This window comes from Streptomyces sp. NPDC013187 (genome assembly GCF_042899705.1).
GTDB classification, from domain to species: domain Bacteria; phylum Actinomycetota; class Actinomycetes; order Streptomycetales; family Streptomycetaceae; genus Streptomyces; species Streptomyces hawaiiensis_A.
Window position 1 is genome coordinate 192,658 of sequence record NZ_JBIBAF010000016.1, and the last position, 22,172, is coordinate 214,829.

The following is a 22,172-nucleotide window of genomic DNA, read 5'->3' on the forward strand; positions in this document are numbered from 1 at the left end:
CGATATACGGACACGTCAGGCTGGTCAGCGTACGGCCGTGCGGGTGCCGTAGGCGGGCCGGGGCGCTGTGAGGCGTCCCGGCCCGTCGCCGTGTTCAGGCGGTCGTGATGCCCAGGGAGCGTTTCAGGAAGTCGACCTGGAGGAGGAGCAGGTTCTCGGCGACCTGTTCCTGTGGGGTGATGTGGGTGACGCCGGACAGCGGCAGTACCTCGTGGGGGCGGCCGGCGGCCAGCAGGGCCGAGGACAGGCGCAGGGCGTGGGCGACCACGACGTTGTCGTCGGCGAGGCCGTGCACGACCATCAGGGGGCGGTGCGGCTCGGCGGGGGAGGACAGCCCCTCGGAGGTGATCAGGGAGCTCTTCGCGTACGCCTCCGGGTGCTCCGCCGGAGTGCCCAGGTAGCGCTCGGTGTAGTGGGTGTCGTACAGGCTCCAGTCCGTCACCGGTGCGCCCGCGATGCCGGCGTGGAAGACGTCCGGACGGCGCAGCACCGCCAGGCCCGCCAGCCAGCCGCCGTAGGACCAGCCGCGGATCGCCACCCGGGACAGGTCCAGGGGGTAGCGCTTCGCGAGGTCCTCCAGGGCCTCCACCTGGTCGTCCAGCGACAGCGTGAAGTCGTGGTGGATCGCCTTCTCCCAGGCGGGGGAGCGGCCCGGGGTGCCGCGGCCGTCCGCGACCACGACCGCGAAGCCCTGGTCCGCGAACCACTGCGAGGTGAGGTGGGCGTTGTGCGCGGCCACCACCCGCTGGCCGTGCGGACCTCCGTACGGGTCCATGAGCACCGGCAGTGGGGTGTCACCGTCGTAGTCCCGAGGCATAAGCACGGCGCACGGGACACGGCGTGCGCCCCCCTCGGTGAGTGTCACGCGGGGGGACATACCAGGATTTTCGGCGTACGAAGGGACAGTCCTGGTCGGTTTTCCGTCGCGCAGGACCTGCACCAGTGAACCTGGCCGGTTCAGTGCCGCCGAGACCAGGACCGTCACCTCCCCGGCCCGCACCGCCGCGTGCACGCCCGGCTCCCGCGAGACCCGCTCCACCCCCAGCTCGTTCACCCGGTACACGTGCACCTCGCCCGTCTCCGGCTCCCCGGAGGCCTCCGCGCCCGCCGACGCCGAGATCAGCACGTCGTGCGCGGAGACGTCCAGCAGGGCCCGGACGTGCAGCTGCGCACCGGTGAGCGGCCGGTCCCCGACCGCCAGCACCCGCGCACCGCCCTCGTCGGCGATCCGCACCAGCTGACCGGAGGGGCTCCAGCACGGCACCCCGGGGAAAAGATCAAGCCATGTTCGATCTTCGTCGGCGTGCACCATCCGTGTCGCGCCCGAGTCCGGATCCACGGCCAGGATCAGCTGGCTGCGCTGGTCGCGCGCCTGTACGAGCAGCAGTGGCGCACCCGCCGCTGACCAGTGGACATGTGCCAGGTACGGGTAGCGCGCCCGGTCCCAGGTGACCTCCGTCCGCAGCCCGTCCAGGCCGATCACGAACAGCCGCACCTCCGCGTTGCCGGTGCCCGCCGCCGGGTACGGCACTCGCTGCGGCTCCCGCTCCGGATGGGCGGGGTCGGCGATCCACCAGCGCCGCACCGGCGTGTCGTCCACCCGCGCCATGAGCAGCCGGTCCGACTCCGGGGCCCACCAGAAGCCCCGCGAACGCCCCATCTCCTCGGCCGCGATGAACTCGGCCAGTCCGTACGAGACATTCTCCGACTCCGGCCCGGCGAGCGCCCGGTCGTCCTCTCCCTCGGCGCCCACCACCCGCAGGGCACCCTGCGCGACATACGCGACGTGCCGCCCGTCGGGCGACGGACGTGGGTCGATCACCGGCCCCGGCACGGACAGTTCACGCGCCGTCCCGGCCCGCAGCTCGGCCGCGAAAAGCCGCCCCGACAAGGCGAAAGAGGCCAACTCGACGGCCGTGTCGGTGGCATACCCGACGATGCCGGCCCCGCCCTCGCGGCTGCGTTCGCGCCGGGCCCGTTCCTCGGGTGAGAGGTCCTCCGAGGCGCCGCCCAGCAGGGTGCGCGGGTCGGCGGCAACGCGCTCCGTGCCCTCCTGCGTGTCGAGGACCCAGAGCGAATTCGCCCGGTCCGTACCGGAACCGGAGCGCAGGAACACGACACGCGAACCGTCGGGCGCCACGGTGAACGAACGCGGCGCGCCGAGCGTGAAGCGCTGGGTACGGGCGTGCCGTCGGGGGAAGGAGTGAGGCTCGGTCGTCATGCCCTGACCATATTGGCCATGCGCCCCCTTGTGCGGCCGTGCGCCGATCGATGCGCGCAGAGGGATAGTTATGATCAATGTCGCATAGTGGGTATGAACCTGCTGGCTGCTGTACGGATTTGATGCCCCCATAGTCCGACCCCCCGCGCCCTCGTGGATCTTTGGAGGTGAACCGCCGTGGCACTCTCGATTTCGGCGGTGGTGCTGCTGGCGATCATCGTCTTCCTGCTGATCAAGAAGTCGGGACTGAAGGCGGGGCATGCGATCGTCTGCATGCTGCTCGGCTTCTACCTCGCCTCCTCGACCGTCGCTCCCACGATCAGCGAGCTGACGACGAACATCGCGGGCATGATCGGCAGCATCAAGTTCTGAGCCTCGTGGGACCTCGTAGGCTGGTCCCATGACGGAACTGCCCGACCGGCGTCTGCTACTGGTGCACGCGCACCCGGACGACGAGTCGATCAACAACGGCGCGACCATGGCCAGGTACGCGGCCGAGGGTGCCCACGTCACCCTGGTCACCTGCACCCTCGGCGAGCGCGGCGAGGTCATCCCGCCCGGGCTCGCACATCTGACGGGCGCCGCCCTGGGTCAGCACCGCCGCCGTGAGCTCACCGCCGCCATGGCTGAGCTCGGCGTCCAGGACTTCCGCCTGCTCGGCGGCGCCGGGCGCTACAGCGACTCCGGGATGATGGGCCTGCCCGACAACGACGACCCCGGCTGCTTCTGGCAGGCCGACGTCGACGAGGCCGCAGCGCACCTCGTCGAGGTGATCCGCGAGGTACGCCCCCAGGTTCTCGTCACCTACGACGACAACGGCGGCTACGGTCACCCGGACCACATCCAGGCCCACCGCGTCGCCATGCGCGCCGCGGAACTCTCCGCCGACACCGGCCTGCCGATCCCCAAGGTCTACTGGAACCGGGTCCCCCGGCCGGTTGTGGAGGAGTCCTTCGCGCGACTGAGGGAGGACCTGCCCGGCACGGCCTTCACCAAGGCCGCCGACGTCGACGACGTCCCGGGTGTCGTGCCCGAGGAGCGGATCACCACCGTGATCGACGGCACCGCCCACGCCGCCGCCAAGGCCGCCGCGATGCGCGCTCACGCCACCCAGATCACCGTGGACGGTCCGTACTTCGTGCTGTCCAACGAACTCGCCCAGCCGATCCTCACCGCCGAGTACTACGAGCTGGTGCGCGGCGAGGCGGGACCCGGCGAGCGGGAGACGGACCTGTTCGCCGGTCTCGAGGAGGCCTCATGAGCGACCGGACGCCGATGCTGGCCCAGCCGATGCGCCCGCCCACCGCCGGACGCGTGGGCGCCTGCCTCGGATTCTTCGTGCTCGGCGCCGTGGTCGGCCTCGCCGGGGCCCTGGTGCAGCCCGGGTGGTTCCCGGGCGGGCTGCTGCTCGCCCTGGCCGGAGAGGCCGGAGCCGTCCTGGGCGCCTCATGGGCCGTCCGCGGCCGGGCCGGGGGCGTCGCGGCCGCCGCCGGCTGGATGCTCGCCGTCGTCCTGCTCACCGCCAGCCGTCCCGAGGGCGACTTCCTCTTCGCCGCGGGGAGCGGCTCCTACCTCTTCCTGCTCGGGGGCATCGCCGTGGCTGTGATCTGCGCCACCCTCGCCCCGGGGCGGCAACCGGACGGCGGCCCCGTCCGACTTGCCAAATGACGTACCACTTCGCCAGGACGTGGCCGTGGGGGTCCGGTGTGGGTTTCCACGGCGGTCACGGGATACGGGCGAGAAGTGGCCAGTATGGTGGTGCGCGCCGCCGAGCCTCCCCCAAGCGCTCGACTTCGCTCGTGCAGGGGGACCCCCATCGTGAGGTCGTGACGGGCGGCGGAGCCAACCGGGAGAACCTGCCTTGAGTCGTGAAACTGACACTCCGTCCTCCGGGCCCAACGGGCGCGGCGGAGCCGCCTACCCGTCGGGTACGCCGCCGTACGGGATTCCGGCGGTCACCGACGCCGGTGCGGACGCGGGCCGTTCCGCCACACGGCCGGAGGAACGCAAGACCGAGACCACGCTGACGACCCGGATCCGGATCAACATCCCCGGGTCGCGGCCCATTCCGCCCGTGGTGGTGCGCAAGCCCGTCGCGGAGACGGAGGACACGGCCGACACCGACACCAGCGGTGAGGTGACGGCGACGCCTGGCACCGCCCCGCCCCCGTCGCCGGCCGAGCCTCCCGCCGAGCCCGGTCAGCCGGGCGACGACAAGCCGGCCAGCGACTGGTTCGCGCCCCGCAAGTCGGGCGGCGGCAAGGGCGGTCCGGGCAGCGGCTCCACCAACGGGGCCGGGGTGCCGGGCGGTTCGCGTCCGGCAGCGGGCGGTCCCGGTGGCGCGGCACCGGGTTCCGGCGCGTCCGGTGGGGCGCGGCCGGGTGCCGGGCGGCCCGGAGGTGTGGTCGGCTCCATGGGCGCGCCGGGCGGCTCCCGGTCCGGGGGTACGAACGGTGCCGGGCTTCCGGGCGGCGCGACCGGCGGCCCCGTCGCGCCCGGGCACGGCGGCGGCACCGGCTCCTTCGACGTCACCGAGGCCCTCGCGGCGGGCCCGCTGGGCAACGGCTCGCGTCCCGCCCCGGGCGGCGGCGAACCACGCCGCGACGACCTGCCGTACTTCTCCGAGAACGGCCGCGACGGACAGAACGGGCAGAGCGGGCAGAGCGGGCAGGGTGGCTACGGCGGTCCGTCCGGCGGTCCCGGATCGCAGGGCCCGGCCGGCCCGACCGGCGGACCGGTCACCGGCGACGGCCCGATGGTGCCGCCGGCCGGCGGCCCGGGCGGCTTCGACGCACCCGGCGGGCAGGGTGGCCCCGGCGGCTTCAACGCGCCAGGCGGTCCTGACGGCTTCGGCAACGGGCCGGGCGGTCCTGGCGGTCCTGACGGCTTCGGCAACGGGCCGGGCGGTCCAGGCGGTCCTGACGGCTTCGGCAACGGGCCAGGCGGTCCTGGCGGTCATGACGCCTTCAACACCCCCGGCGCACCCGCTGCCCCTGGTGGCCCCGGCGGCCCTGGCGCCTCCGGCCCCGGCGGCTTCGGTGACCCGGGCAGGCCCGGTGGCCCCGAGGCGTTCAACGAGCCCGGCCGCCGCCCCGGCGGCCCAGGAGCTCCTGGTCCCTTCGACGAGCCCGGCCGCCCCGGCCGCCCCGGTGGGCCCAACGGCCCTGGAGCGCCCGGTGCCTTCGACGAGCCCGGCCGGCCGGGAGGCCCCGGTGCTCCTGGTATTCCCGGAGCGCCTGGCGGCCCCGGGGCCACCGGCCCGCTCGCCGGCGCCCCCGGCGGCACCCCCGCTCCCGGCACCGCAGGCCCCGGCCCCGGCGGCGGCATGAGCGACGACACCGCCATCCTCACCCCGCAGAAGCCGGCCCCCGAGCCGTCGGACGGCCCGGGCTACGGCCCCCGGCACGACAACGTCTCCGGGCACACGGTCACCAGCGGCATCCCCGTCGTACCGTCCGGCGGCGCCTCGCCGTTCGCCCCGGGCGCCCCCGGTGACGGCCCGGTGCCCCACGCCGCCCCCAAGCTGCCCGAGCCGGTCTCGCCGCCCCCGGCGAGTTCCTCGAAGGCACCGAAGAAGAAGGGCCGCAGCAAGCTCGTGCTGCTGGCCGTCGGCGTGGTCGTCCTCGCCGGTGGCGTCTACGGCGCCGGTCTGCTGATGAACCGCACCGACGTGCCCAAGGGCACCACCGTGCTCGGCGTCGACATCGGCGGCACCACCCGCGACGGCGCGGTCAAGAAGCTCGACGAGGCATTCGACAAGAACGTCGGCAAGGAGCTGAAGCTGTCGGTGGGCGGCAAGACCGTTGCCCTCGACCCGGACAACGCGGGCCTGCAGTTCGACATGGACGCCACGGCCGACGCGGCGGCGAAGAGTGACTACAACCCGGTCTCCGTGATCGCCTCGCTCTTCGGCAACCACCGTGCCGTCACGCCGGTCATGCCCGTCGACGAGGAGAAGCTGCACGCCTCCCTGGAGGACGCGGCGGGCGGCTCCGGCGCGTCGACCGACGGCACGATCGAGTTCAAGGGCGGCAAGGCCGTCCCCGTGTACGGCAAGGTGGGCAAGGGCATCGACCTCGCCAAGGCGACGACCACGGTGGAGGAGGCGTACCGCACCCAGGTGGAGACCGGCACGGCCGGCACGGTGAACCTCCCGACCACCACCAGGCAGCCGACCATCTCGAACGCCGAGGTCGACCGGGTCCTGAAGGACTTCGCGCAGCCCGCGATGTCGGCCAAGGCCATCGTGCAGACCGACGCCGCGCACAGCATCCCGTTCGGCGCGCTGTCGCTGCCGAAGATCCTGAGCTTCAAGGCCGTCGACGGCAAGCTCGTGGACACGTACAACCTCAAGGCGCTCCAGGAGGCGTACGGCCAGACCTTCGACGGCGTGCAGATCGAGGGTGCGAGCGGCAAGCGCGACGTCACGCCGCAGGACGTCGTCACGGCCCTGCGCAAGGCCCTGCGCGGCAAGACTCCGGCGGAGCGCGTCGGAGTCATCGACACCAACCCGAACTGATCCCCGCGTGAACGACGGAGCCCCTGCCTCGCCGGGCAGGGGCTCCGTCGTTCACCCATGTCGTGAGCTCACGGGTGCATGGACGTCACGGGCGCGTGATGCAGTAGAGGGCCACGTAGCCCCGGATGCCCTGGTAGTTGATCGCGATCCAGAAGTATCCGTTGGTGTAGCCGCAGGCGGTGAAGGTTCCGCCCTCCGACGCCCCGCCGCACTCCGCTCCCGCGCCCTTCGGGAAGAGGCCGAGGGAGGTTGAGCCGGTCGACTTGGACTGCCGGATCCGGACGCTCTCCTTGGCATGGCAGTTGATCGCCTGCACCGACGTCGTGTCCGAGGTGGCAGCCTGCGCCGGGGCGGCGAAGGTGAGACCGGCGAAGGCGATCATGGTGGTGGCGGCACCGGCGAGAAGCTTGCGCATCGAGGTGTTCCCCCTTTGTGGTGTGCCCGACAGGTCCGGTCGGGCGGCGATCAAGCTAGCGGCTTTAGCGCGTTCATGCCACGGGTTTCCCGGTCCCCGGCACGTCCCGCGAAGGGGGTTCCGGGCACCTCTCGGACGGCCCCCGGCATGACAACTGTCATGCGGCACTCCGGACACCCGGCACTGCCCTCGCCGGCACCCCCGAAGCCACGATGTCCGTATGACAACGACAGCTTCGGTGGTCGCGTTCGACCAGGTGAGCAAGGCGTACGACGCCGTCCGGGCCGTGGACGGGCTGACCCTCGACCTCAGGCCGGGGGAGACCGTGGCACTGCTCGGCCCCAACGGCGCCGGCAAGTCCACCACCCTCGATCTGCTGCTCGGCCTCAAGAAGCCCGACAGCGGCACCGTCCGGCTCTTCGGCACCGGCCCCCGGGAGGCCATCGTCGCCGGGCGCGTGGGCGCCATGCTGCAGAGCGGCGGCCTCATGGACGAGGTCACGGTCGCCGAACTCGTGCGGCTCGCCTGCGACCTGCACCCAAGGGCGTACCGGCCCTCCGAGGTCCTGTCCCGCGCGGGCATCGCGCAGATCGCCGACCGCAAGGTCGACAAGCTCTCCGGCGGACAGGCCCAGCGCGTCCGCTTCGCCCTCGCCACCGCCGGCGACAGCGACCTCATCGTCCTGGACGAGCCCACCACCGGCATGGACGTCACCACCCGCCAGGCCTTCTGGGCCACCATGCGCGAGCAGGCCGGCCAGGGCCGGACCGTCCTCTTCGCCACCCACTACCTCGAAGAGGCCGACGCCGTCGCCGACCGGGTCCTCGTCCTGCACCGCGGCCGCCTCCTCGCCGACGGCACGGCCGCCGAGATCAAGGCCAAGGCGGGCGCCCGCCGCGTCTCCTTCGACGTGGAGGGCACCGTCGACGAACCCGCCCTGCGTGCCCTGCCCTTCCTGACCGCCATCGACATCTCCGGCCGGACCGTGCGCATCCAGTCCTCCGACGCCGACGCCACCGTCCACGCCCTGTACGGCCTCGGCGTCTACCCCCGCAACCTCGAAGTCGCCGGACTCGGCCTGGAGCAGGCCTTCGTCGCCATCACCACCGCCGAGGAGGCGAAGTCGAAGTGAACAGCCTGATCAAGCTGGAGCTCACCCGCGCCCTGCGCAACCGCAAGTTCCTGTTCTTCTCGGTGATCTACCCGTCGGTGCTGTTCCTGATCATCGCGGGCAACGCCGACAGCACCACCGAGGTCCCCGGCAGCGGCCTGACCCTCCCGACGTACATGATGGTCTCCATGGCGTCTTTCGGCGCCCTCACGGCCGTCCTCATGGGCAACAGCGAGCGCATCGCCAAGGAGCGCGAGGGCGGCTGGGTGCGGCAACTGCGCCTGACCACGCTGCCGGGCCGCGGTTACGTCCTCGCCAAGACCGCGAGCGCGGCCGTCGTCAGCCTGCCGTCCATCGTCATCGTCTTCGCCGTCGCCGCGGCCGTGAAGGACGTACGCCTGGACGCCTGGCAGTGGCTCGCCCTCACCGGCGCGATCTGGGCCGGCAGTCTCGTCTTCGCCGCGCTCGGCGTCGCCATCGGTTATCTCGCCAGCGGGGACGCGGTCCGGCCGATCACGATGATCACCTACTTCGGCCTGTCCATGCTCGGAGGGCTGTGGATGCCCACGACGACCTTCCCGGGCTGGCTCCAGGACATCGCGAAGTGGCTGCCCACGCACGCGTACGCTGCCCTGGGGCAGGCCATCGAGCAGAGCCGGGCCCCGCACGTCCAGGATCTCGCCGTCCTCGTGGTGTCGTTCGTCCTGTTCGCGGGCGGCGCGGCCTGGCTGTACCGGAAGGACACCCTGAAGGCGTGAACGACGTCGGCGTCGGTATCGGGCAGCGCCCGGTCAACCGCAGACAGCGGGTGGTGAAGTCGCTGTGGACCGGCATCTGGCTGGTCTACCTGAGCGCACCCGTCTCCGACCTGCTGCACGGCGGCCACAGCACCGGCGTGCGGATCCTCGGCTGGCTCGGTCTGGCCGCCTTCGTCACCTGGTACATGCTGCTGGTCTTCCGCACCGGCCGCGGTGAGCGCAACGGCCTGGTGCTCGGCTCGCTCGGGGTCCTCGCGGCCCAGTCCACGCTCCTCGCCCTCACCCTGGGCCGCGAGTGGCTGGTGCTGTTCGTGTACGTGTCGATCGCGTCCGGTGCCGCCCTGCCGTTGCGCATGGCCCGCTGGACGATCCCGGGCGCCTGCGCGCTGCTGACCGCCGTGGCGTTCGCCGCGCCGGACGGACACTCCTACCTGGCCGGGCTGCTCATCCCGGCCTTGCTGGGCGGCTTCGCGATGACCGGCGTACGCGAACTCGTCCGGACGACCATCGCCCTGCGCGAGGCCCGTGCGACCGTCGCCCAGCTCGCCGCCAACGAGGAGCGCCTTCGCCTGGCCAGGGACCTGCACGACCTGCTCGGCCACTCGCTGTCCCTGATCACGCTGAAGAGCGAGCTGGCCGGGCGGATGCTGCCCGACCGTCCCGACAAGGCGGCCCAGCAGGTCGCCGACATCGAGCAGGTCAGCCGCCAGGCCCTCGTCGACGTACGCGAGGCCGTCACCGGCTATCGCCGTCCCCGGCTGAACGCCGAACTCGCCGGGGCCCGGGTCGCCCTGACCGCGGCCGGCGTCACCGCCGAACTGCCCGCCGAACCCGCCCTCGCCGACGTGCCCGAGGAGAGTGAGTCCGCCCTCGCCTGGGCGCTGCGCGAGGCGGTCACCAACGTCGTACGGCACAGCGGCGCCCGCCGCTGCACGGTCGAGCTGCTGGGCCGTCAGACCCTCGACGGGCCGGTACTGGAACTCAGCGTCGAGGACGACGGCTCGGGCGGCAAGGACACCGGCGACGGCAACGGCCTCGCGGGTCTGACCGAGCGCCTCACCAAGGCGGGCGGCACCCTGGAGGCAGGCCCGTCCAAGTACGGCTTCCGTCTGGTCGCCCGCGTGCCGACGGCCGGACCGGCGGACGTAGGATCCCCGGCATGAGCCGCACGATCAAGGTCCTGCTCGCCGAGGACCAGTCGATGGTCCGCGAGGCCCTGGCCGCTCTGCTCGGCCTGGAGGAGGACATCGAGGTCGTGGTCCAGGTGGCCCGCGGCGACGAGGTCCTCCAAGCGGCCCGGGCGCACCCCGTGGACGTGGCCCTGCTGGACATCGAGATGCCCGGCGCGACGGGCATAGAGGCCGCGGCCCGCCTGCACGCCGAACTCCCGGCCGTGAAGCTGGTCATCCTCACCACCTTCGGCCGCCCCGGCCACCTGCGCAGCGCCATGGAGGCCGGCGCCGACGCCTTCCTGGTCAAGGACGCCCCGGCCGCCCAGCTCGCCGAGGCGATCCGCAAGGTCCTCACCGGCGAACGCGTCATCGACCCGACCCTGGCGGCAGCGGCCCTGGCGGAGGGCGCCAACCCGCTGACGGACCGGGAGCGAGAGATCCTCCGGGCCGCCGCCGACGGCTCCACCAACGCCGAAGTGGCCACGGCCCTGCACCTGTCCCAGGGCACGGTCCGCAACTACCTCTCCACGGCGATCCAGAAACTGGCGGTGCGGAACCGCGCGGAAGCGGTCCGGGTGGCACGGGAAAAGGGCTGGTTGTAGATCCGGCCCTCCTGGGGGCGCGGGGCTGTGTCGATATGCGGCTCCGCCGCGTGAGCGCGAACAGCCCCCACGCGCCCGCACACGCGAGACCACGCGAAGCCCTGCGGCGAGAGGTCAGTTCAACATCGCCCTGGCCGCCAAAGCCTCCCCCCGCACCCGCTCCGCGGCCCCCTCGTCCACCGCCGAGACAACCTCCGCATAGGCCTCCAACTCCACGGCCCCGGCCACGAACTCCCCGCGCTGCACCAGCAACTGCGCCCGCTCGTACCGCAACCGCGCCGGATGCGACGGCAGCAGCAACGACAACTCCACCGCCCACAACGCCACATCCGACCGCTCCGGCCGGGCCGCCGCCCAAGCCCGCACGTTGTTCAGGATCCGCAGCACCACATCCAGCGGATCCGCCGGCCGCAACATCGCCGCGTCCAGCCGCGCCCCCGTCGCCCCGGCCACCAGCAACTCCGCGTCGGCCCCGGTCAGCACCCGGCCCCCGTCGAACGGATCGGCGAGCACCTGCCCCTCCTCGGGCCCGAACCCGACCACGAAGTGCCCCGGCAGCGCCACCCCGTAGACCGGCGCCCCCGCCCGCCGGGCCACCTCCATCCACACCACCGACAGCAGGATCGGCAGCCCCCTGCGCCGCACCAGCACCTCGTGCAGCAGCGAGGACTCCAGGCGCTGATAGTCGCCCGGGGTGCCGTGGAACCCCATCCGGTCACCGAGCAGCTCCCGCAGGGCGGCCGCCCAGGCCCGCGGCCCGGCGGGCCGGTACGGCAGCAGTCCGGCCAGCCGGTCCAGTTCGACCTGAGCGGCGTCCAGGCCCGCCTCGTCCAGCTCCCCGTCCGCCTCCGCGCCCACCAGCAGGCACAGCGTCGACAGATCGGGCCGTTCCGAGCGGGCCTCCTCGGCGAACCGCCGCCGCAGCTCGGCGGAACGCTCGGGGGACGGGGGATACGGGGGACGCATGGCTGGCTCGTGCCCTCTCGCGACGATCGGTTACCGGCCGGTGCCGTCGGCGTCCGGCGCGCGGTAGTGGTGGTAGACGTGGTGCGCGGCGAAGCCCATGGGGGTGTACAGCGCCCGCGCTCCCGCGTTCTCCGCCTCGACCTGGAGCCACGCGGCCGAGGCGCCCTCGTCGAGCGCCCGGCGCGCCAGCGCGGCCATCACGGCCGTCGCGAGACCCTGCCGCCGCAGCGCCGGATCGACCTCGACGGCGGCGAACCCGGCCCACCGCCCGTCGACGACACACCGCCCGATGGCGGCCGGCCCCGTCGCCCCGGGCACGCTCGCGAACCACACGGAGGGCCCGCCCTGAAGCACCCGCAACGCCACCTCGCTCACGCCCTTGCGCTGATACCGGGCCAGCCAGGCCTCATCGGCCTCCCGGGACAGCACGACCCCCGCCGGATCACCCCGGTCGGCGATCGGCGCCAGCGGCCCGACCCACAGCTCGGCGGTCACCTCCCGCGCCCAGCCGCGCCGCTCCAGCTCGGCGCAGAGCAGCTCCTGCGTGCCCTCGGCGCCGGTCGCGGTCTGGACGTAGGCGGGCAGTCCGCGCTCGCCGTACCACCGCCGCACGGCGTCGAAAGCCTCGTCGAGCGGCACGCCCGGCGAGCCCAGCGGCAGCACCGAGTTGGCCCGCCGGGTGAATCCCGACGCAGCCCGCAGCTCCCACTCACCGAGCCGTTCGCTCTCCACGGGCCGCCAGGCCCGCGCGGCGACCCGGGCCAGCTCCTCGTACGAGGCGGCCGGGCCACGGCGACGCGCCGGTGCGGCGGGCACGGTCTTGCCCGCGACCAGGGCGGATTCCGCGATGCGGACGCTCTCGCCACTCTTGCGTGTGATGAGCAGCACACCGCTGTCCCATGATGTGAGAACACCGACCGTGTCGGTGAACTTCTCACCCGGAGCGTCATGTTCGATCAAGCTCCGTACGGAGACCCGTTTACCCACGTCAGCAGCGGTGATGCGGACCTCGAGTCGCCCGGCGGCAGAGATTTCCACAGGTCAGTTCACCCCTCCTGTTCGGATCATGCCCAAGAACGGAGATACTAGGGGCGGGCATCGACGACGCCGCGCTCCCGCGCGCCAGGCGGCGGAGCCTGAGGAGGCCCGCCAGCGCCCTATCGAGGAGGAACGACAGCGTGACCTACGTCATCGCGCAGCCTTGTGTCGACGTCAAGGACAAGGCGTGCATCGAGGAGTGCCCGGTCGACTGCATCTACGAGGGCCAGCGGTCCTTGTACATCCACCCGGACGAATGCGTCGACTGTGGTGCCTGTGAGCCGGTCTGCCCGGTCGAGGCGATCTTCTACGAGGACGACACTCCCGAGGAGTGGAAGGACTACTACAAGGCGAACGTCGAGTTCTTCGACGAGCTCGGTTCGCCCGGCGGAGCCAGCAAGCTGGGGCTGATCGAGCGCGACCACCCCTTCGTCGCCGCGCTGCCGCCGCAGAACCAGTAAGAGCGGCCCGCACTCCGTGCCGCCTCGGTCCCGTACGGCCCGATCACCCGTTGATCGCCGTACGGGGCCGAGGCGTTTGCCGTCACCGGCTCGTACGTACCAGAAAGTGAGCCAGAACCCGTGTCCGCAGTCTCCGACCGCCTGCCCACCTTCCCCTGGGACAAGCTGACCCCGTACAAGGCCACGGCAGCCGCCCACCCGGACGGCATCGTCGACCTGTCCGTCGGCACGCCCGTCGACCCGGTGCCCGAGCTGATCCAGAAGGCGCTGGTGGCCGCCGCCGACTCGCCGGGCTACCCGACCGTCTGGGGCACGCCCGAGCTGCGCGACGCGATCACCGGCTGGGTGGAGCGCCGCCTCGGCGCCCGGGACGTCACCCACCACCACGTGCTGCCGATCGTCGGCTCCAAGGAACTCGTCGCCTGGCTCCCGACCCAGCTGGGCCTCGGCCCCGGCGACCGGGTGGCCTTCCCGCGCCTGGCCTACCCGACGTACGAGGTCGGCGCGCGGCTGGCACGCGCCGCGTACGAGGCCTACGACGACCCGACGGAGCTGGACCCCGAGGGCCTGAAGCTGCTCTGGCTGAACTCCCCGTCGAACCCCACGGGCAAGGTGCTGTCCCAGGAGGAGCTGACCCGGATCGTCGCCTGGGCCCGCTCGCACGGCATCCTGCTCGTCTCCGACGAGTGCTACCTGGAGCTGGGCTGGGAGGCCGACCCGGTCTCGGTCCTGCACCCGGACGTCAACGGTGGCTCGTACGACGGCATCGTCGCCGTCCACTCGCTCTCCAAGCGCTCGAACCTCGCCGGCTACCGCGCGGCCTTCCTGGCCGGTGACCCGGCGGTCCTCGGCCCGCTCCTGGAGATCCGCAAGCACGGCGGCATGATGACGTCGGCTCCGACGCAGGCGGCGGTGATCGCGGCCCTCGGCGACGACGGCCACGTCCGCGTCCAGCGCGAGCGCTACGCGTCCCGTCGCGAGCTGCTGCGCGAGGCCCTGGTCACCCACGGCTTCCGCATCGAGCACAGCGAGGCCAGCCTCTACCTGTGGGCCACCAGGGGCGAGTCCTGCTGGGACACGGTCGACCACCTCGCCAAGCGGGGCATCCTCGTGGCCCCCGGCGACTTCTACGGCCCGGCCGGTGCGGAGTTCGTCCGGGTGGCGCTGACGGCGACGGACGAGAGGGTGGCGGCGGCGGTACGGCGTCTGTGACCGCTGCCGCGGTGAGCACATGCCTGAGGGGCCCGGGGAAGCTTCCCCGGGCCCCTCAGGTCTCGGACGTGGGGCTCGGCGTCAGCCGACCGGCAGGCCCTTCGTCGGCAGGGTGCCCGTGGAGGGCACGCCACCCTTCGTCAGGGAGTCCGTCGGCAGACCGCCCTGGGCCGAACCGGCTGCCTCACCGACGAGCTGCCCGGCGGAGCCCGCCGCCGCACCGGCCGCCTTCTGCGCGACGGGCGTGGCCTTCTTGACCGTCTTGCCGCCGAGCTTGCCCGCGGCCGGCACCGCCTTCTTGACGGTCTTGCTGCCGGCGTCACCCGCGGACCTGGAGGCGTCCGTCGCCGCGCTGTCGACGGTCTTGCCGACGTTCGCCCCGTCCAGGGCGGTCAGCCCGCCGAGGTTCGGGTTGGCCGGCAGCTCGGGGGCCGCACTGGCGGAGCCGGCCGCACCGACCCCGGCAGCCGCTCCCGCAGCGACGATCAGCGCGGCACGGGCGATACGGCGGGTCAGGGGGAGGGACATGGTGCTCCTTCAACGGGAGAGAACAGAGGTTCGTGAAGTGTCCGACCGACACCGGGCGTTGATCGACTGGCTGCGATCGCCCCCGGCTCGGCCGCAGTGACTACCGCTTGAAACCCGCGAAGGTTGCGGCGCCGGAACCTAAAGAATTGGTAATGCGTCGCATAATCGGCTGTGGACAAACGGGCGAAAAGGCCCCTGCCGGAAAGCCCGCCGCATCCCTCCCGGCCCTGTGCGCCCAAGGGTTTTCCGGAGTTCCGGGGTGAGGGTGCGAAAACCTGCGCACACCCTCGGTGCGGAGTGGCACGGATAACGCCCAGGGGTGAGTTCCCGTACCCCTGCGCGATCTACCGCATCGTGACAATACGGACAGCGTCGGCGGTGCGTTCCGCACCCGCGGTGCCCTTCTCCGCGGCGGTGCGCCACTGGCTCGCGGTGTTTCCCGCCACCCACTCCCGCCCCGCGTAGGTGACGCGCGCGATGTGCAGCTCGGAGGCGTTGGCCACGGCCCAGTGCGCCAGCTGCCAGCCGCGCAGCCCCGAGCCCCGCCCGGTCGCCGAAGCGGTGTCGGCGGTCACCGGCAGTGTCACGGTCCGCCCGCCGGTCCCGTCCGTGGCGCTCGGGGACGGCGTGGGCGTGTCCCTCGACGTACCGTCCACCTCGGCACCGACCGGGTCCAGCACATCGCGCCCGAAGTCACGCACGAGCGCGGCACGCACCCCGTCCGGGCCCGACGCCCGGGTCGCGGCCGGGCGGCCGTCGCAGGTCAGCGTGGCCGCGGACTGCCCGGTGAGGGCCGCGGCCAGCAGCGCGGCGTCCGGCTCGTGCTTGGCGTAGGCCTGCGGGAAGCCGCTGCGCTGCACGCGCTGCGCGGCGACGGTGAGCGGCAGCCGGGTGTAGCCGGGCACCTTGACCAGGTGGTCGTAGAACTCACCGGCCGAGTACGTCGGGTCCATGATCTCCTTCGGCGTGCCCCAGCCCTGCGAGGGCCGCTGCTGGAACAGGCCGAGGGAGTCCCGGTCGCCGTGCTTGATGTTGCGCAGGGCAGACTCCTGCAGCGCGGTCGCCAGCGCGATGGTCACGGCCCGCTCGGGCAGACCGCGCGCGGTCCCCACGGCGGTGATGGTGGCGGCGTTCACCGCCTGCTCGGGCGTGAACTCGTACGACGCCCCGTCGCCGTTGCCGGAGACGACCTTGCAGCCCGGTCCGCCCGAGCCCCCGGTGACGTACTGCACGACGAGGTACCCGGCGACCGCGAGCAGGGCCACGAAGGCGGCTCCGCATCGGAAGAGGCGGCCACGACGCTTGGGAGAGGACGACTCTGGCACGCCGTACAAGGTACTGGAGAGTACGGAGTGACATGAGCAGGGTGGGGACAGTGAGGCCTCGGCCTGGCGCGTTAGGGTCGACGGCATGGCCGACACCTCGCTTGACCTCACGCTGGACGCCGCGGAGCTCACCGCCCGGCTCGTCGACTTCCGCTCCGAGAGCGGCACCGAGAAGCCCCTCGCCGACGCGATCGAGACCGCGCTGCGCGCCCTGCCCCATCTGACGGTCGACCGGTACGGCAACAACGTCGTGGCCCGCACGAACCTCGGCCGCTCGGAGCGGGTCATCCTGGCCGGTCACATCGACACCGTCCCGATCGCGGACAACGTCCCCTCCCGGCTCGACGAGGACGGGGTGCTGTGGGGCTGCGGCACCTGCGACATGAAGTCGGGTGTCGCGGTCCAGCTGCGCATCGCGGCCACGGTCCCGGCCCCCAACCGCGACCTGACCTTCGTCTTCTACGACAACGAGGAGGTCGCCGCCGAGCTGAACGGCCTCAAGCACGTCTCCGAGACGCACCCCGAGTGGCTGGAGGGCGATTTCGCGGTGCTCCTGGAGCCGTCGGACGGCCAGGTCGAGGGCGGCTGCCAGGGCACGCTGCGGGTCCTGCTGAAGACCACCGGCGAGCGGGCCCACTCCGCGCGCGGCTGGATGGGCTCCAACGCGATCCACGCCGCGTCCCCGATCCTCGCCCGCCTGGCCTCCTACGAGCCCCGCTGGCCCGTGATCGACGGCCTGGAGTACCGCGAGGGCCTGAACGCGGTCGGGATCAGCGGGGGAGTGGCAGGCAACGTGATCCCCGACGAGTGCGTCGTCACCGTCAACTTCCGCTACGCGCCCGACCGCACGCCCGAGGAGGCCGTCGCCCACGTCCGGGAGGTCTTCGCGGACTGCGGGGTCGAGGAGTTCGAGGTCGTCGACCACAGCGGCGCGGCGATGCCCGGACTGTCCCATCCGGCGGCGAAGGCCTTCATCGAGGCGGTCGGCGGCACCCCGATGCCGAAGTACGGCTGGACGGACGTCTCCCGCTTCTCGGCGCTCGGTGTGCCGGCGGTCAACTACGGCCCGGGCAACCCCCACTTGGCGCACAAGCGGGACGAGCGGGTGGAGATCGCCAAGATCCTCGCGGGCGAGGAGCGCCTGCGGAACTGGCTGACCGCCTGACCCCGCCGGGACGTCCCCGTGTTTACGGCGCTTCATCGCGGACATGCTCACGTCCCTCGTTCGTAACCCGCGTAGATCTACGCTGAGGTGGAAAGACAGGCACGACGGAGGGAGCGCACATGGCGACCGGCAACCCCGAGGGGAAGAAGCAGCCGCCGGAGGAGAAGCGCCTGGGCCCGGTCCTCCAGCGGCGGGACCAGGTGCAGGCCAGCACGACCGACCAGCGGCTGCTGGACGAGCGGGCCCCCTCCGACTGGGTCCACACGGACCCCTGGCGCGTGCTGCGCATCCAGTCGGAGTTCATCGAGGGCTTCGGCACGCTCGCCGAACTCCCGCCCGCCATCAGCGTGTTCGGCTCGGCCCGGACCCCGGTGGACTCGCCCGAGTACGAGGCGGGCGTCCGGCTCGGCCGGGGCCTGGTGGACGCGGGCTTCGCCGTCATCACGGGCGGCGGCCCGGGCGCGATGGAGGCGGCCAACAAGGGCGCCCTCGAGGCGAAGGGAGTCTCCGTCGGCCTCGGTATCGAGCTGCCGTTCGAACAGGGCCTGAACCCGTACGTCGACATCGGCCTGAACTTCCGCTACTTCTTCGTCCGGAAGATGATGTTCGTCAAGTACGCCCAGGGCTTCGTGGTCCTGCCCGGCGGTCTCGGCACCCTCGACGAGCTCTTCGAGGCCCTCACCCTCGTCCAGACCCAGAAGGTCACCCGCTTCCCGATCGTCCTCTTCGGCAGCGACTACTGGGGCGGCCTGGTCGACTGGCTCCGCGACACGGTGATCGCCCAGGGCAAGGCGGCGGAGAAGGACCTGCTGCTGTTCCACGTGACGGACGACGTGGACGAGGCGGTGGCGTTGGTGTCGAAGGAGGCGGGCAGGTAGGGGTTCCAGGAGCCCAGCCTTCCGCCGGACCGTGCCGGGCGGGGCGGGGCGGGCTTCCTGCCGGTCCGCTTCGGGCGGGGCGAGCCGGGTTTCTTGTCCGGGTGATTTGGGTGGCGGGTGGGCATAGGCCGGGGGGTCCGGGGGGCGGAGCCCCCTGGTGCCCGGGCTAAGCCAACCCCCGCCGGGCAACGGCAGGAGCCCGATGCCCCGCGATCGCCGAGACCATGTCCAGCACCTGCCGCGTCTCGGCGACCTCGTGCACCCGGTACACCTGCGCCCCCAGCCACGCGGACACCGCCGTCGTCGCCAGCGTCCCCACGACCCGCTCCTTCACGGGCCGGTCCAGCGTCTCCCCGACGAAGTCCTTGTTGGACAGCGACACCAGCACCGGCCACCCCGTGGCGACCATCTCGTCCAGCCGCCGCGTCGCCTCCAGGCTGTGCCGGGTGTTCTTCCCGAAGTCGTGCCCCGGATCGATCATGATCGACTCCCGCGGCACCCCCAGCGCGAGCGCCCGCTCGGCCAGGCCGACCGTCACGTCGAGGATGTCCGCCATGACGTCGTCGTACTCGATCCGGTGCGGCCGCGTCCGCGGCTCCGCTCCGCCGGCGTGCGTGCACACCAACCCCACCCGATGGCGCGCGGCGACCTCCGCCAGCCCCGGGTCGACCCCGCCCCACGCGTCGTTCAGCAGATCGGCCCCGGCCTCGCACACGGCCTCGCCGACGTCGGCCCGCCAGGTGTCCACGCTGATGATCACGTCCGGGAACCGCCGCCGCACCTCCGCGACGAACCCGACCGTCCGCCGGGCCTCCTCCTCGGCCGTGACCTCCTCGCCCGGCCCGGCCTTGACCCCGCCGATGTCGATGATCGCGGCCCCGTCGGCCACCGCCTGCTCCACCCGCGCGAGGGCCGGCTCGTCGCGGAAGGTGGCGCCCTGGTCGTAGAAGGAGTCCGGGGTGCGGTTCACGATCGCCATGATCACCGGCTCGTGTGGTCCGAATTCCCGCTTGCCCAGCCTGAGCATCCCCTGTGACCTTTCCTGGGTACGTCCCGTCTTGTGCCGCCTGCGACCCTAACCGTCCGACTCACATGGCACGATCGGAGCCTGACAACATCCGACTCGGAGGACGTCCGCAGCGTCCGATCCATCCGACCGTGGGGGCCCCGCGATGGTTATGTTCCTGTTCCTGGTCGTCGCGCTCGCCGTCGTGGTCGGCGCGGTGACGCTCGCCGTGGTGGGCGGCGGCGAGAACAGCCCGCTGCCCGAGGCCGTCCCCGAGCGGCTGCGGGACCCGCTGCCCCCGGACCGGCCGGTGAACCGCGCGGACGTGGAGGGCCTTCGCTTCCCGCTCGCCGCCCGCGGCTACCGCATGGCCGACGTGGACGACGCCCTCAGCCGCCTCGGCGCCGAGCTCGCCGAGCGCGACGCCCGCATCGCCGACCTGGAGTCCGCCCTGGCCGGTGCCCGGTCTGCCTCCGCCCACGGGCCGGTGCCCGCCGCCGGGGAGAACCACGTCTCCATGGACAAGCCGCGGCGGGAGGACCGGCCGTGAGCGACGGCGCCGCCCTGGCCGGCCCGGACGGCGCACCGCGCTGCCCCTGGGCCCTGTCCGCCCCGGAGTACGTCGCGTACCACGACGAGGAGTGGGGCCGCCCCGTCCACGGCGACGACGCGCTCTTCGAGCGGCTCAGCCTGGAGGCCTTCCAGTCCGGCCTGTCGTGGATCACCATCCTGCGCCGCCGGCCCGGCTTCCGCGCCGCCTTCGCCGACTTCAAGATCGCGTCGGTGGCCGCCTTCACCGAGGAGGACCGCGAGCGGCTCCTCGCCGACGCGGGCATCATCCGCAACCGCGCCAAGATCGACGCGACCCTCGCCAACGCGCGTGCGCTGACCGAATGGACCCCGGGCGAACTGGACGAACTGATCTGGTCCCACGCCCCCGACCCGGTCGGCCGTCCGGCTCCCAAGACCCTCTCCGACGTCCCACCCGTCACACCCGAGTCGACGGCCCTGTCCAAGGCCCTGAAGAAGCGCGGCCTGCGCTTCGTGGGCCCGACGACGGCGTACGCGCTGATGCAGGCGTGCGGTCTGGTGGACGATCACCTGGAAACCTGCGTCGCCAGGAGCGCCCCGTAAGGGGCTCGGGGCTGAGTCGATGTGCCGCTCCGCCGCGGGGGCGCGATCAACCACGGAGGATCCGCAGCCCCCGACGGCGCTCCTGGCCCCGCACTCACCGGCCCAGGTACTTCGGCTTCTCCTTGTTGACGAAGGCCTGCACCGCGATCGCGTGATCCTCGGAGGAGCCGGCCCGGGTCTGGAGCTCGTCCTCCTTCTCCAGTGCCTCCTCCAGGGAGTGCGTCAGCCCGTACGCCACCGACTCCTTCAGCGCCGCGTACGCCACCGTCGGGCCCTCGGCCAGCGCCCGCGCCACCTTCTCGGCCTCCGTGCGCAGCTCAGCGGACGGGACCAGCCGGTTGGCGATGCCCAGCTCGTACGCCTCCTGCGCGCTGATGCTCCGCGGGAAGAGCAGCAGATCTGCGGCGCGGCCCGGGCCGATCACCCGCGGCAGCGTCCAGGAGATCCCCGAGTCGGCGGTCAGCGCCACCCCGGCGAACGAGGTGTTGAACGCCGCCGAGTCCGCCACGATCCGGTAGTCCGCGGCGAGCGCGAAGCCGAAGCCGGCGCCCGCCGCCACCCCGTTCACGGCGGCGACGACGGGCTTCGCCGCCCCCGCCAGCGCCCGCACGATCGGGTTGTAGTGGTCCCGGACCGTGCTCATGGTCTGCCCCGATCCGGTCTCCCGGTCCTGGACCAGCAGCCCGATGTGTTCCTTGAGGTCCTGCCCGACGCAGAACGCCCGCTCCCCGGTGGCGGTCAGCAGCACGGCCCGCACGGCGCCGTCGCCCGCCGCCGACTCGACCGCCTCCCGCAGGGCGACCTTGGTCTCCACGTTCAGCGCGTTCATCGCCTCCGGGCGGTTCAGCGTGATCGTCGCGAGTCCGTCGCTCACCTCGTAGAGCACGGTGTCGGCCATGGCGTATCCCCTCCGGGTCGCGGAACGGGACGTACCGGCCGGTACGTCCCGGGTCTGCAGGACAGCATGACGGAGATCGCGGGCCGGGAACCTGACCGGACGTGTGACCTGCGTCAAACAATTCTCGTCCGGATTGGTTCGGCGGAAGTGTGTGCGGTGGCGGAGTATCGCAGTCTCATCGCCGAATTGAGTGGTTTTGCTCGCGTGCGTTGCCCAAGCGATGCCGACTGATGTTGGTCATCGGGTCCTGAGATGCGGGATAATGGCTTGGAAGCAATGTGTTCGATGCCGGTGTCGCGTGTCCTGCCACAAGGGCCGCACGTGTGCCCTTCTCAGGGGCCGTCGGCTTTGACGATGAGCTGGGTTTCAGGAAGGGGAACGAGCATGGCGGCCATGAAGCCGCGAACGGGTGATGGCCCGCTCGAGGTGACCAAGGAGGGGCGGGGCATCGTCATGCGCGTTCCGCTCGAAGGCGGCGGTCGGCTCGTCGTCGAGCTGACCCCTGACGAGGCCGACGCGCTCGGCGACGCCCTCAAGAAGGTCGTCGGCTGACGCGCAAGCGACCATACCCTTTCAGTCGCCCCGGCATCACCTCGGTGCCGGGGCGGCTGTTTTCCCAGCGATGACACTCGTCTGCCCCGGCTCCCGCTCCGATAACGTGCGCCCCGGCTAGGGCCTGTCGTTTGGATCGGGTCGGCCGGGAGTGACAGCGCCTCTCGGCCGACCCGAGCGGGGCGTGGTGCGTGCAGATGCAAGGCGGAGG

At 72.3% G+C, this 22,172-nt stretch carries 23 protein-coding genes; 15 read left to right on the plus strand and 8 right to left on the minus strand.

Translation table 11 applies throughout. The annotated features are described in order from the left end of the window. Positions 1 to 94: 94 nt before the first annotated feature. Complete coding sequence (locus ACFY5B_RS31100) at positions 95 to 2,221, minus strand: prolyl oligopeptidase family serine peptidase (RefSeq protein WP_389975773.1); 2,127 nt, start codon at positions 2,219 to 2,221, stop codon at positions 95 to 97. 177 nt (positions 2,222 to 2,398) lie between these two features. Here ACFY5B_RS31100 and ACFY5B_RS31105 point away from each other — a divergent pair, with 177 nt between their 5' ends. From ACFY5B_RS31105 to ACFY5B_RS31120, 4 genes are all read left to right on the plus strand, one after another. Further along, positions 2,399 to 2,593 (plus strand): hypothetical protein, encoded by a 195-nt coding sequence (locus tag ACFY5B_RS31105; RefSeq protein ID WP_003992731.1) that lies wholly within the window; start codon positions 2,399 to 2,401, stop codon positions 2,591 to 2,593. A 28-nt stretch (positions 2,594 to 2,621) separates the two neighbouring features. Beyond that, positions 2,622 to 3,482: an N-acetyl-1-D-myo-inositol-2-amino-2-deoxy-alpha-D-glucopyranoside deacetylase gene (mshB, locus tag ACFY5B_RS31110; RefSeq protein ID WP_389975777.1), complete on the plus strand. Its 861-nt coding sequence runs from the start codon at positions 2,622 to 2,624 to the stop codon at positions 3,480 to 3,482. Next, entirely contained in the window at positions 3,479 to 3,889 is a 411-nt protein-coding gene (locus ACFY5B_RS31115; protein ID WP_389975780.1) for a DUF6113 family protein, read from the plus strand. The genes mshB and ACFY5B_RS31115 overlap by 4 nt, the downstream gene beginning before the upstream one ends. A gap of 193 nt (positions 3,890 to 4,082) precedes the next feature. Further along, entirely contained in the window at positions 4,083 to 6,740 is a 2,658-nt protein-coding gene (locus ACFY5B_RS31120; RefSeq protein ID WP_389975783.1) for a hypothetical protein, read from the plus strand. Between the two features lie 85 nt (positions 6,741 to 6,825). Here the strand turns inward: ACFY5B_RS31120 and ACFY5B_RS31125 are convergent, their stop codons facing one another. Further along, entirely contained in the window at positions 6,826 to 7,155 is a 330-nt protein-coding gene (locus tag ACFY5B_RS31125) for a hypothetical protein (RefSeq protein WP_389975786.1), read from the minus strand. Positions 7,156 to 7,375: 220 nt separating this feature from the next. On the opposite strand from ACFY5B_RS31125, the gene ACFY5B_RS31130 reads away from it, so the two are divergent. Genes ACFY5B_RS31130 through ACFY5B_RS31145 form a run of 4 tightly spaced genes read left to right on the plus strand, consistent with a single transcriptional unit; the run spans position 7,376 to position 10,798 of the window. Beyond that, positions 7,376 to 8,287: an ABC transporter ATP-binding protein gene (locus tag ACFY5B_RS31130; protein ID WP_389975789.1), complete on the plus strand. Its 912-nt coding sequence runs from the start codon at positions 7,376 to 7,378 to the stop codon at positions 8,285 to 8,287. Next, positions 8,284 to 9,024 carry an ABC transporter permease gene (locus ACFY5B_RS31135; RefSeq protein WP_389975792.1) on the plus strand — a complete coding sequence of 247 codons (741 nt, stop codon included), beginning with the start codon at positions 8,284 to 8,286 and terminating at the stop codon, positions 9,022 to 9,024. The genes ACFY5B_RS31130 and ACFY5B_RS31135 overlap by 4 nt, the downstream gene beginning before the upstream one ends. Then, positions 9,021 to 10,187: a sensor histidine kinase gene (locus ACFY5B_RS31140; protein ID WP_389975795.1), complete on the plus strand. Its 1,167-nt coding sequence runs from the start codon at positions 9,021 to 9,023 to the stop codon at positions 10,185 to 10,187. The genes ACFY5B_RS31135 and ACFY5B_RS31140 overlap by 4 nt, the downstream gene beginning before the upstream one ends. Next, the gene (locus tag ACFY5B_RS31145) at positions 10,184 to 10,798 is read left to right on the plus strand and encodes a response regulator (protein ID WP_389975798.1); all 615 of its coding nucleotides are present in this window, start codon (positions 10,184 to 10,186) and stop codon (positions 10,796 to 10,798) included. The genes ACFY5B_RS31140 and ACFY5B_RS31145 overlap by 4 nt, the downstream gene beginning before the upstream one ends. 114 nt (positions 10,799 to 10,912) lie before the next feature. On the opposite strand, the gene ACFY5B_RS31150 is transcribed toward ACFY5B_RS31145, so the two are convergent. Both ACFY5B_RS31150 and ACFY5B_RS31155 read right to left on the minus strand, forming a co-directional pair. Then, entirely contained in the window at positions 10,913 to 11,764 is an 852-nt protein-coding gene (locus tag ACFY5B_RS31150) for a tetratricopeptide repeat protein (protein WP_389975800.1), read from the minus strand. Between the two features lie 30 nt (positions 11,765 to 11,794). Continuing rightward, on the minus strand, positions 11,795 to 12,802 hold the full coding sequence (locus ACFY5B_RS31155) for a GNAT family N-acetyltransferase (RefSeq protein ID WP_389975803.1): 1,008 nt from the start codon (positions 12,800 to 12,802) through the stop codon (positions 11,795 to 11,797). A gap of 140 nt (positions 12,803 to 12,942) precedes the next feature. On the opposite strand from ACFY5B_RS31155, the gene fdxA reads away from it, so the two are divergent. Together fdxA and ACFY5B_RS31165 are read left to right on the plus strand one after the other, a co-directional pair. Next, positions 12,943 to 13,263, plus strand: a complete 321-nt coding sequence (fdxA, locus tag ACFY5B_RS31160; RefSeq protein WP_003973842.1) for a ferredoxin — start codon at positions 12,943 to 12,945, stop codon at positions 13,261 to 13,263. Between the two features lie 120 nt (positions 13,264 to 13,383). After that, positions 13,384 to 14,475, plus strand: coding sequence for a bifunctional succinyldiaminopimelate transaminase/glutamate-prephenate aminotransferase (locus ACFY5B_RS31165; protein WP_389975806.1), 1,092 nt, complete (start codon positions 13,384 to 13,386; stop codon positions 14,473 to 14,475). Positions 14,476 to 14,556: 81 nt separating this feature from the next. Here the strand turns inward: ACFY5B_RS31165 and ACFY5B_RS31170 are convergent, their stop codons facing one another. Further along, positions 14,557 to 15,003 (minus strand): ATP-binding protein, encoded by a 447-nt coding sequence (locus ACFY5B_RS31170; RefSeq protein ID WP_389975809.1) that lies wholly within the window; start codon positions 15,001 to 15,003, stop codon positions 14,557 to 14,559. Positions 15,004 to 15,347: 344 nt separating this feature from the next. Further along, positions 15,348 to 16,268, minus strand: coding sequence for a heavy metal transporter (locus ACFY5B_RS31175; RefSeq protein ID WP_389975812.1), 921 nt, complete (start codon positions 16,266 to 16,268; stop codon positions 15,348 to 15,350). A gap of 145 nt (positions 16,269 to 16,413) precedes the next feature. Here ACFY5B_RS31175 and dapE point away from each other — a divergent pair, with 145 nt between their 5' ends. Together dapE and ACFY5B_RS31185 are read left to right on the plus strand one after the other, a co-directional pair. Further along, a complete protein-coding gene (dapE, locus tag ACFY5B_RS31180; RefSeq protein WP_389975814.1) occupies positions 16,414 to 17,493 on the plus strand; it encodes a succinyl-diaminopimelate desuccinylase in 1,080 nt (359 codons plus the stop codon). Positions 17,494 to 17,612: 119 nt separating this feature from the next. After that, positions 17,613 to 18,371: a TIGR00730 family Rossman fold protein gene (locus tag ACFY5B_RS31185; protein WP_389975817.1), complete on the plus strand. Its 759-nt coding sequence runs from the start codon at positions 17,613 to 17,615 to the stop codon at positions 18,369 to 18,371. 166 nt (positions 18,372 to 18,537) lie between these two features. On the opposite strand, the gene folP is transcribed toward ACFY5B_RS31185, so the two are convergent. After that, positions 18,538 to 19,398 (minus strand): dihydropteroate synthase, encoded by an 861-nt coding sequence (gene folP, locus ACFY5B_RS31190; protein ID WP_389975820.1) that lies wholly within the window; start codon positions 19,396 to 19,398, stop codon positions 18,538 to 18,540. Positions 19,399 to 19,543: 145 nt separating this feature from the next. Between folP and ACFY5B_RS31195 the strand changes: the two genes are divergently transcribed. Both ACFY5B_RS31195 and ACFY5B_RS31200 read left to right on the plus strand, forming a co-directional pair. Continuing rightward, positions 19,544 to 19,927: a DivIVA domain-containing protein gene (locus ACFY5B_RS31195; protein ID WP_389975823.1), complete on the plus strand. Its 384-nt coding sequence runs from the start codon at positions 19,544 to 19,546 to the stop codon at positions 19,925 to 19,927. Beyond that, positions 19,924 to 20,511, plus strand: coding sequence for a DNA-3-methyladenine glycosylase I (locus ACFY5B_RS31200; RefSeq protein ID WP_389975826.1), 588 nt, complete (start codon positions 19,924 to 19,926; stop codon positions 20,509 to 20,511). The genes ACFY5B_RS31195 and ACFY5B_RS31200 overlap by 4 nt, the downstream gene beginning before the upstream one ends. A 94-nt stretch (positions 20,512 to 20,605) precedes the next feature. On the opposite strand, the gene ACFY5B_RS31205 is transcribed toward ACFY5B_RS31200, so the two are convergent. Continuing rightward, positions 20,606 to 21,409 carry an enoyl-CoA hydratase/isomerase family protein gene (locus ACFY5B_RS31205; protein WP_389975829.1) on the minus strand — a complete coding sequence of 268 codons (804 nt, stop codon included), beginning with the start codon at positions 21,407 to 21,409 and terminating at the stop codon, positions 20,606 to 20,608. Positions 21,410 to 21,793: 384 nt separating this feature from the next. Between ACFY5B_RS31205 and ACFY5B_RS31210 the strand changes: the two genes are divergently transcribed. Next, on the plus strand, positions 21,794 to 21,961 hold the full coding sequence (locus ACFY5B_RS31210) for a DUF3117 domain-containing protein (RefSeq protein ID WP_003966491.1): 168 nt from the start codon (positions 21,794 to 21,796) through the stop codon (positions 21,959 to 21,961). Positions 21,962 to 22,172 lie beyond the last annotated feature (211 nt).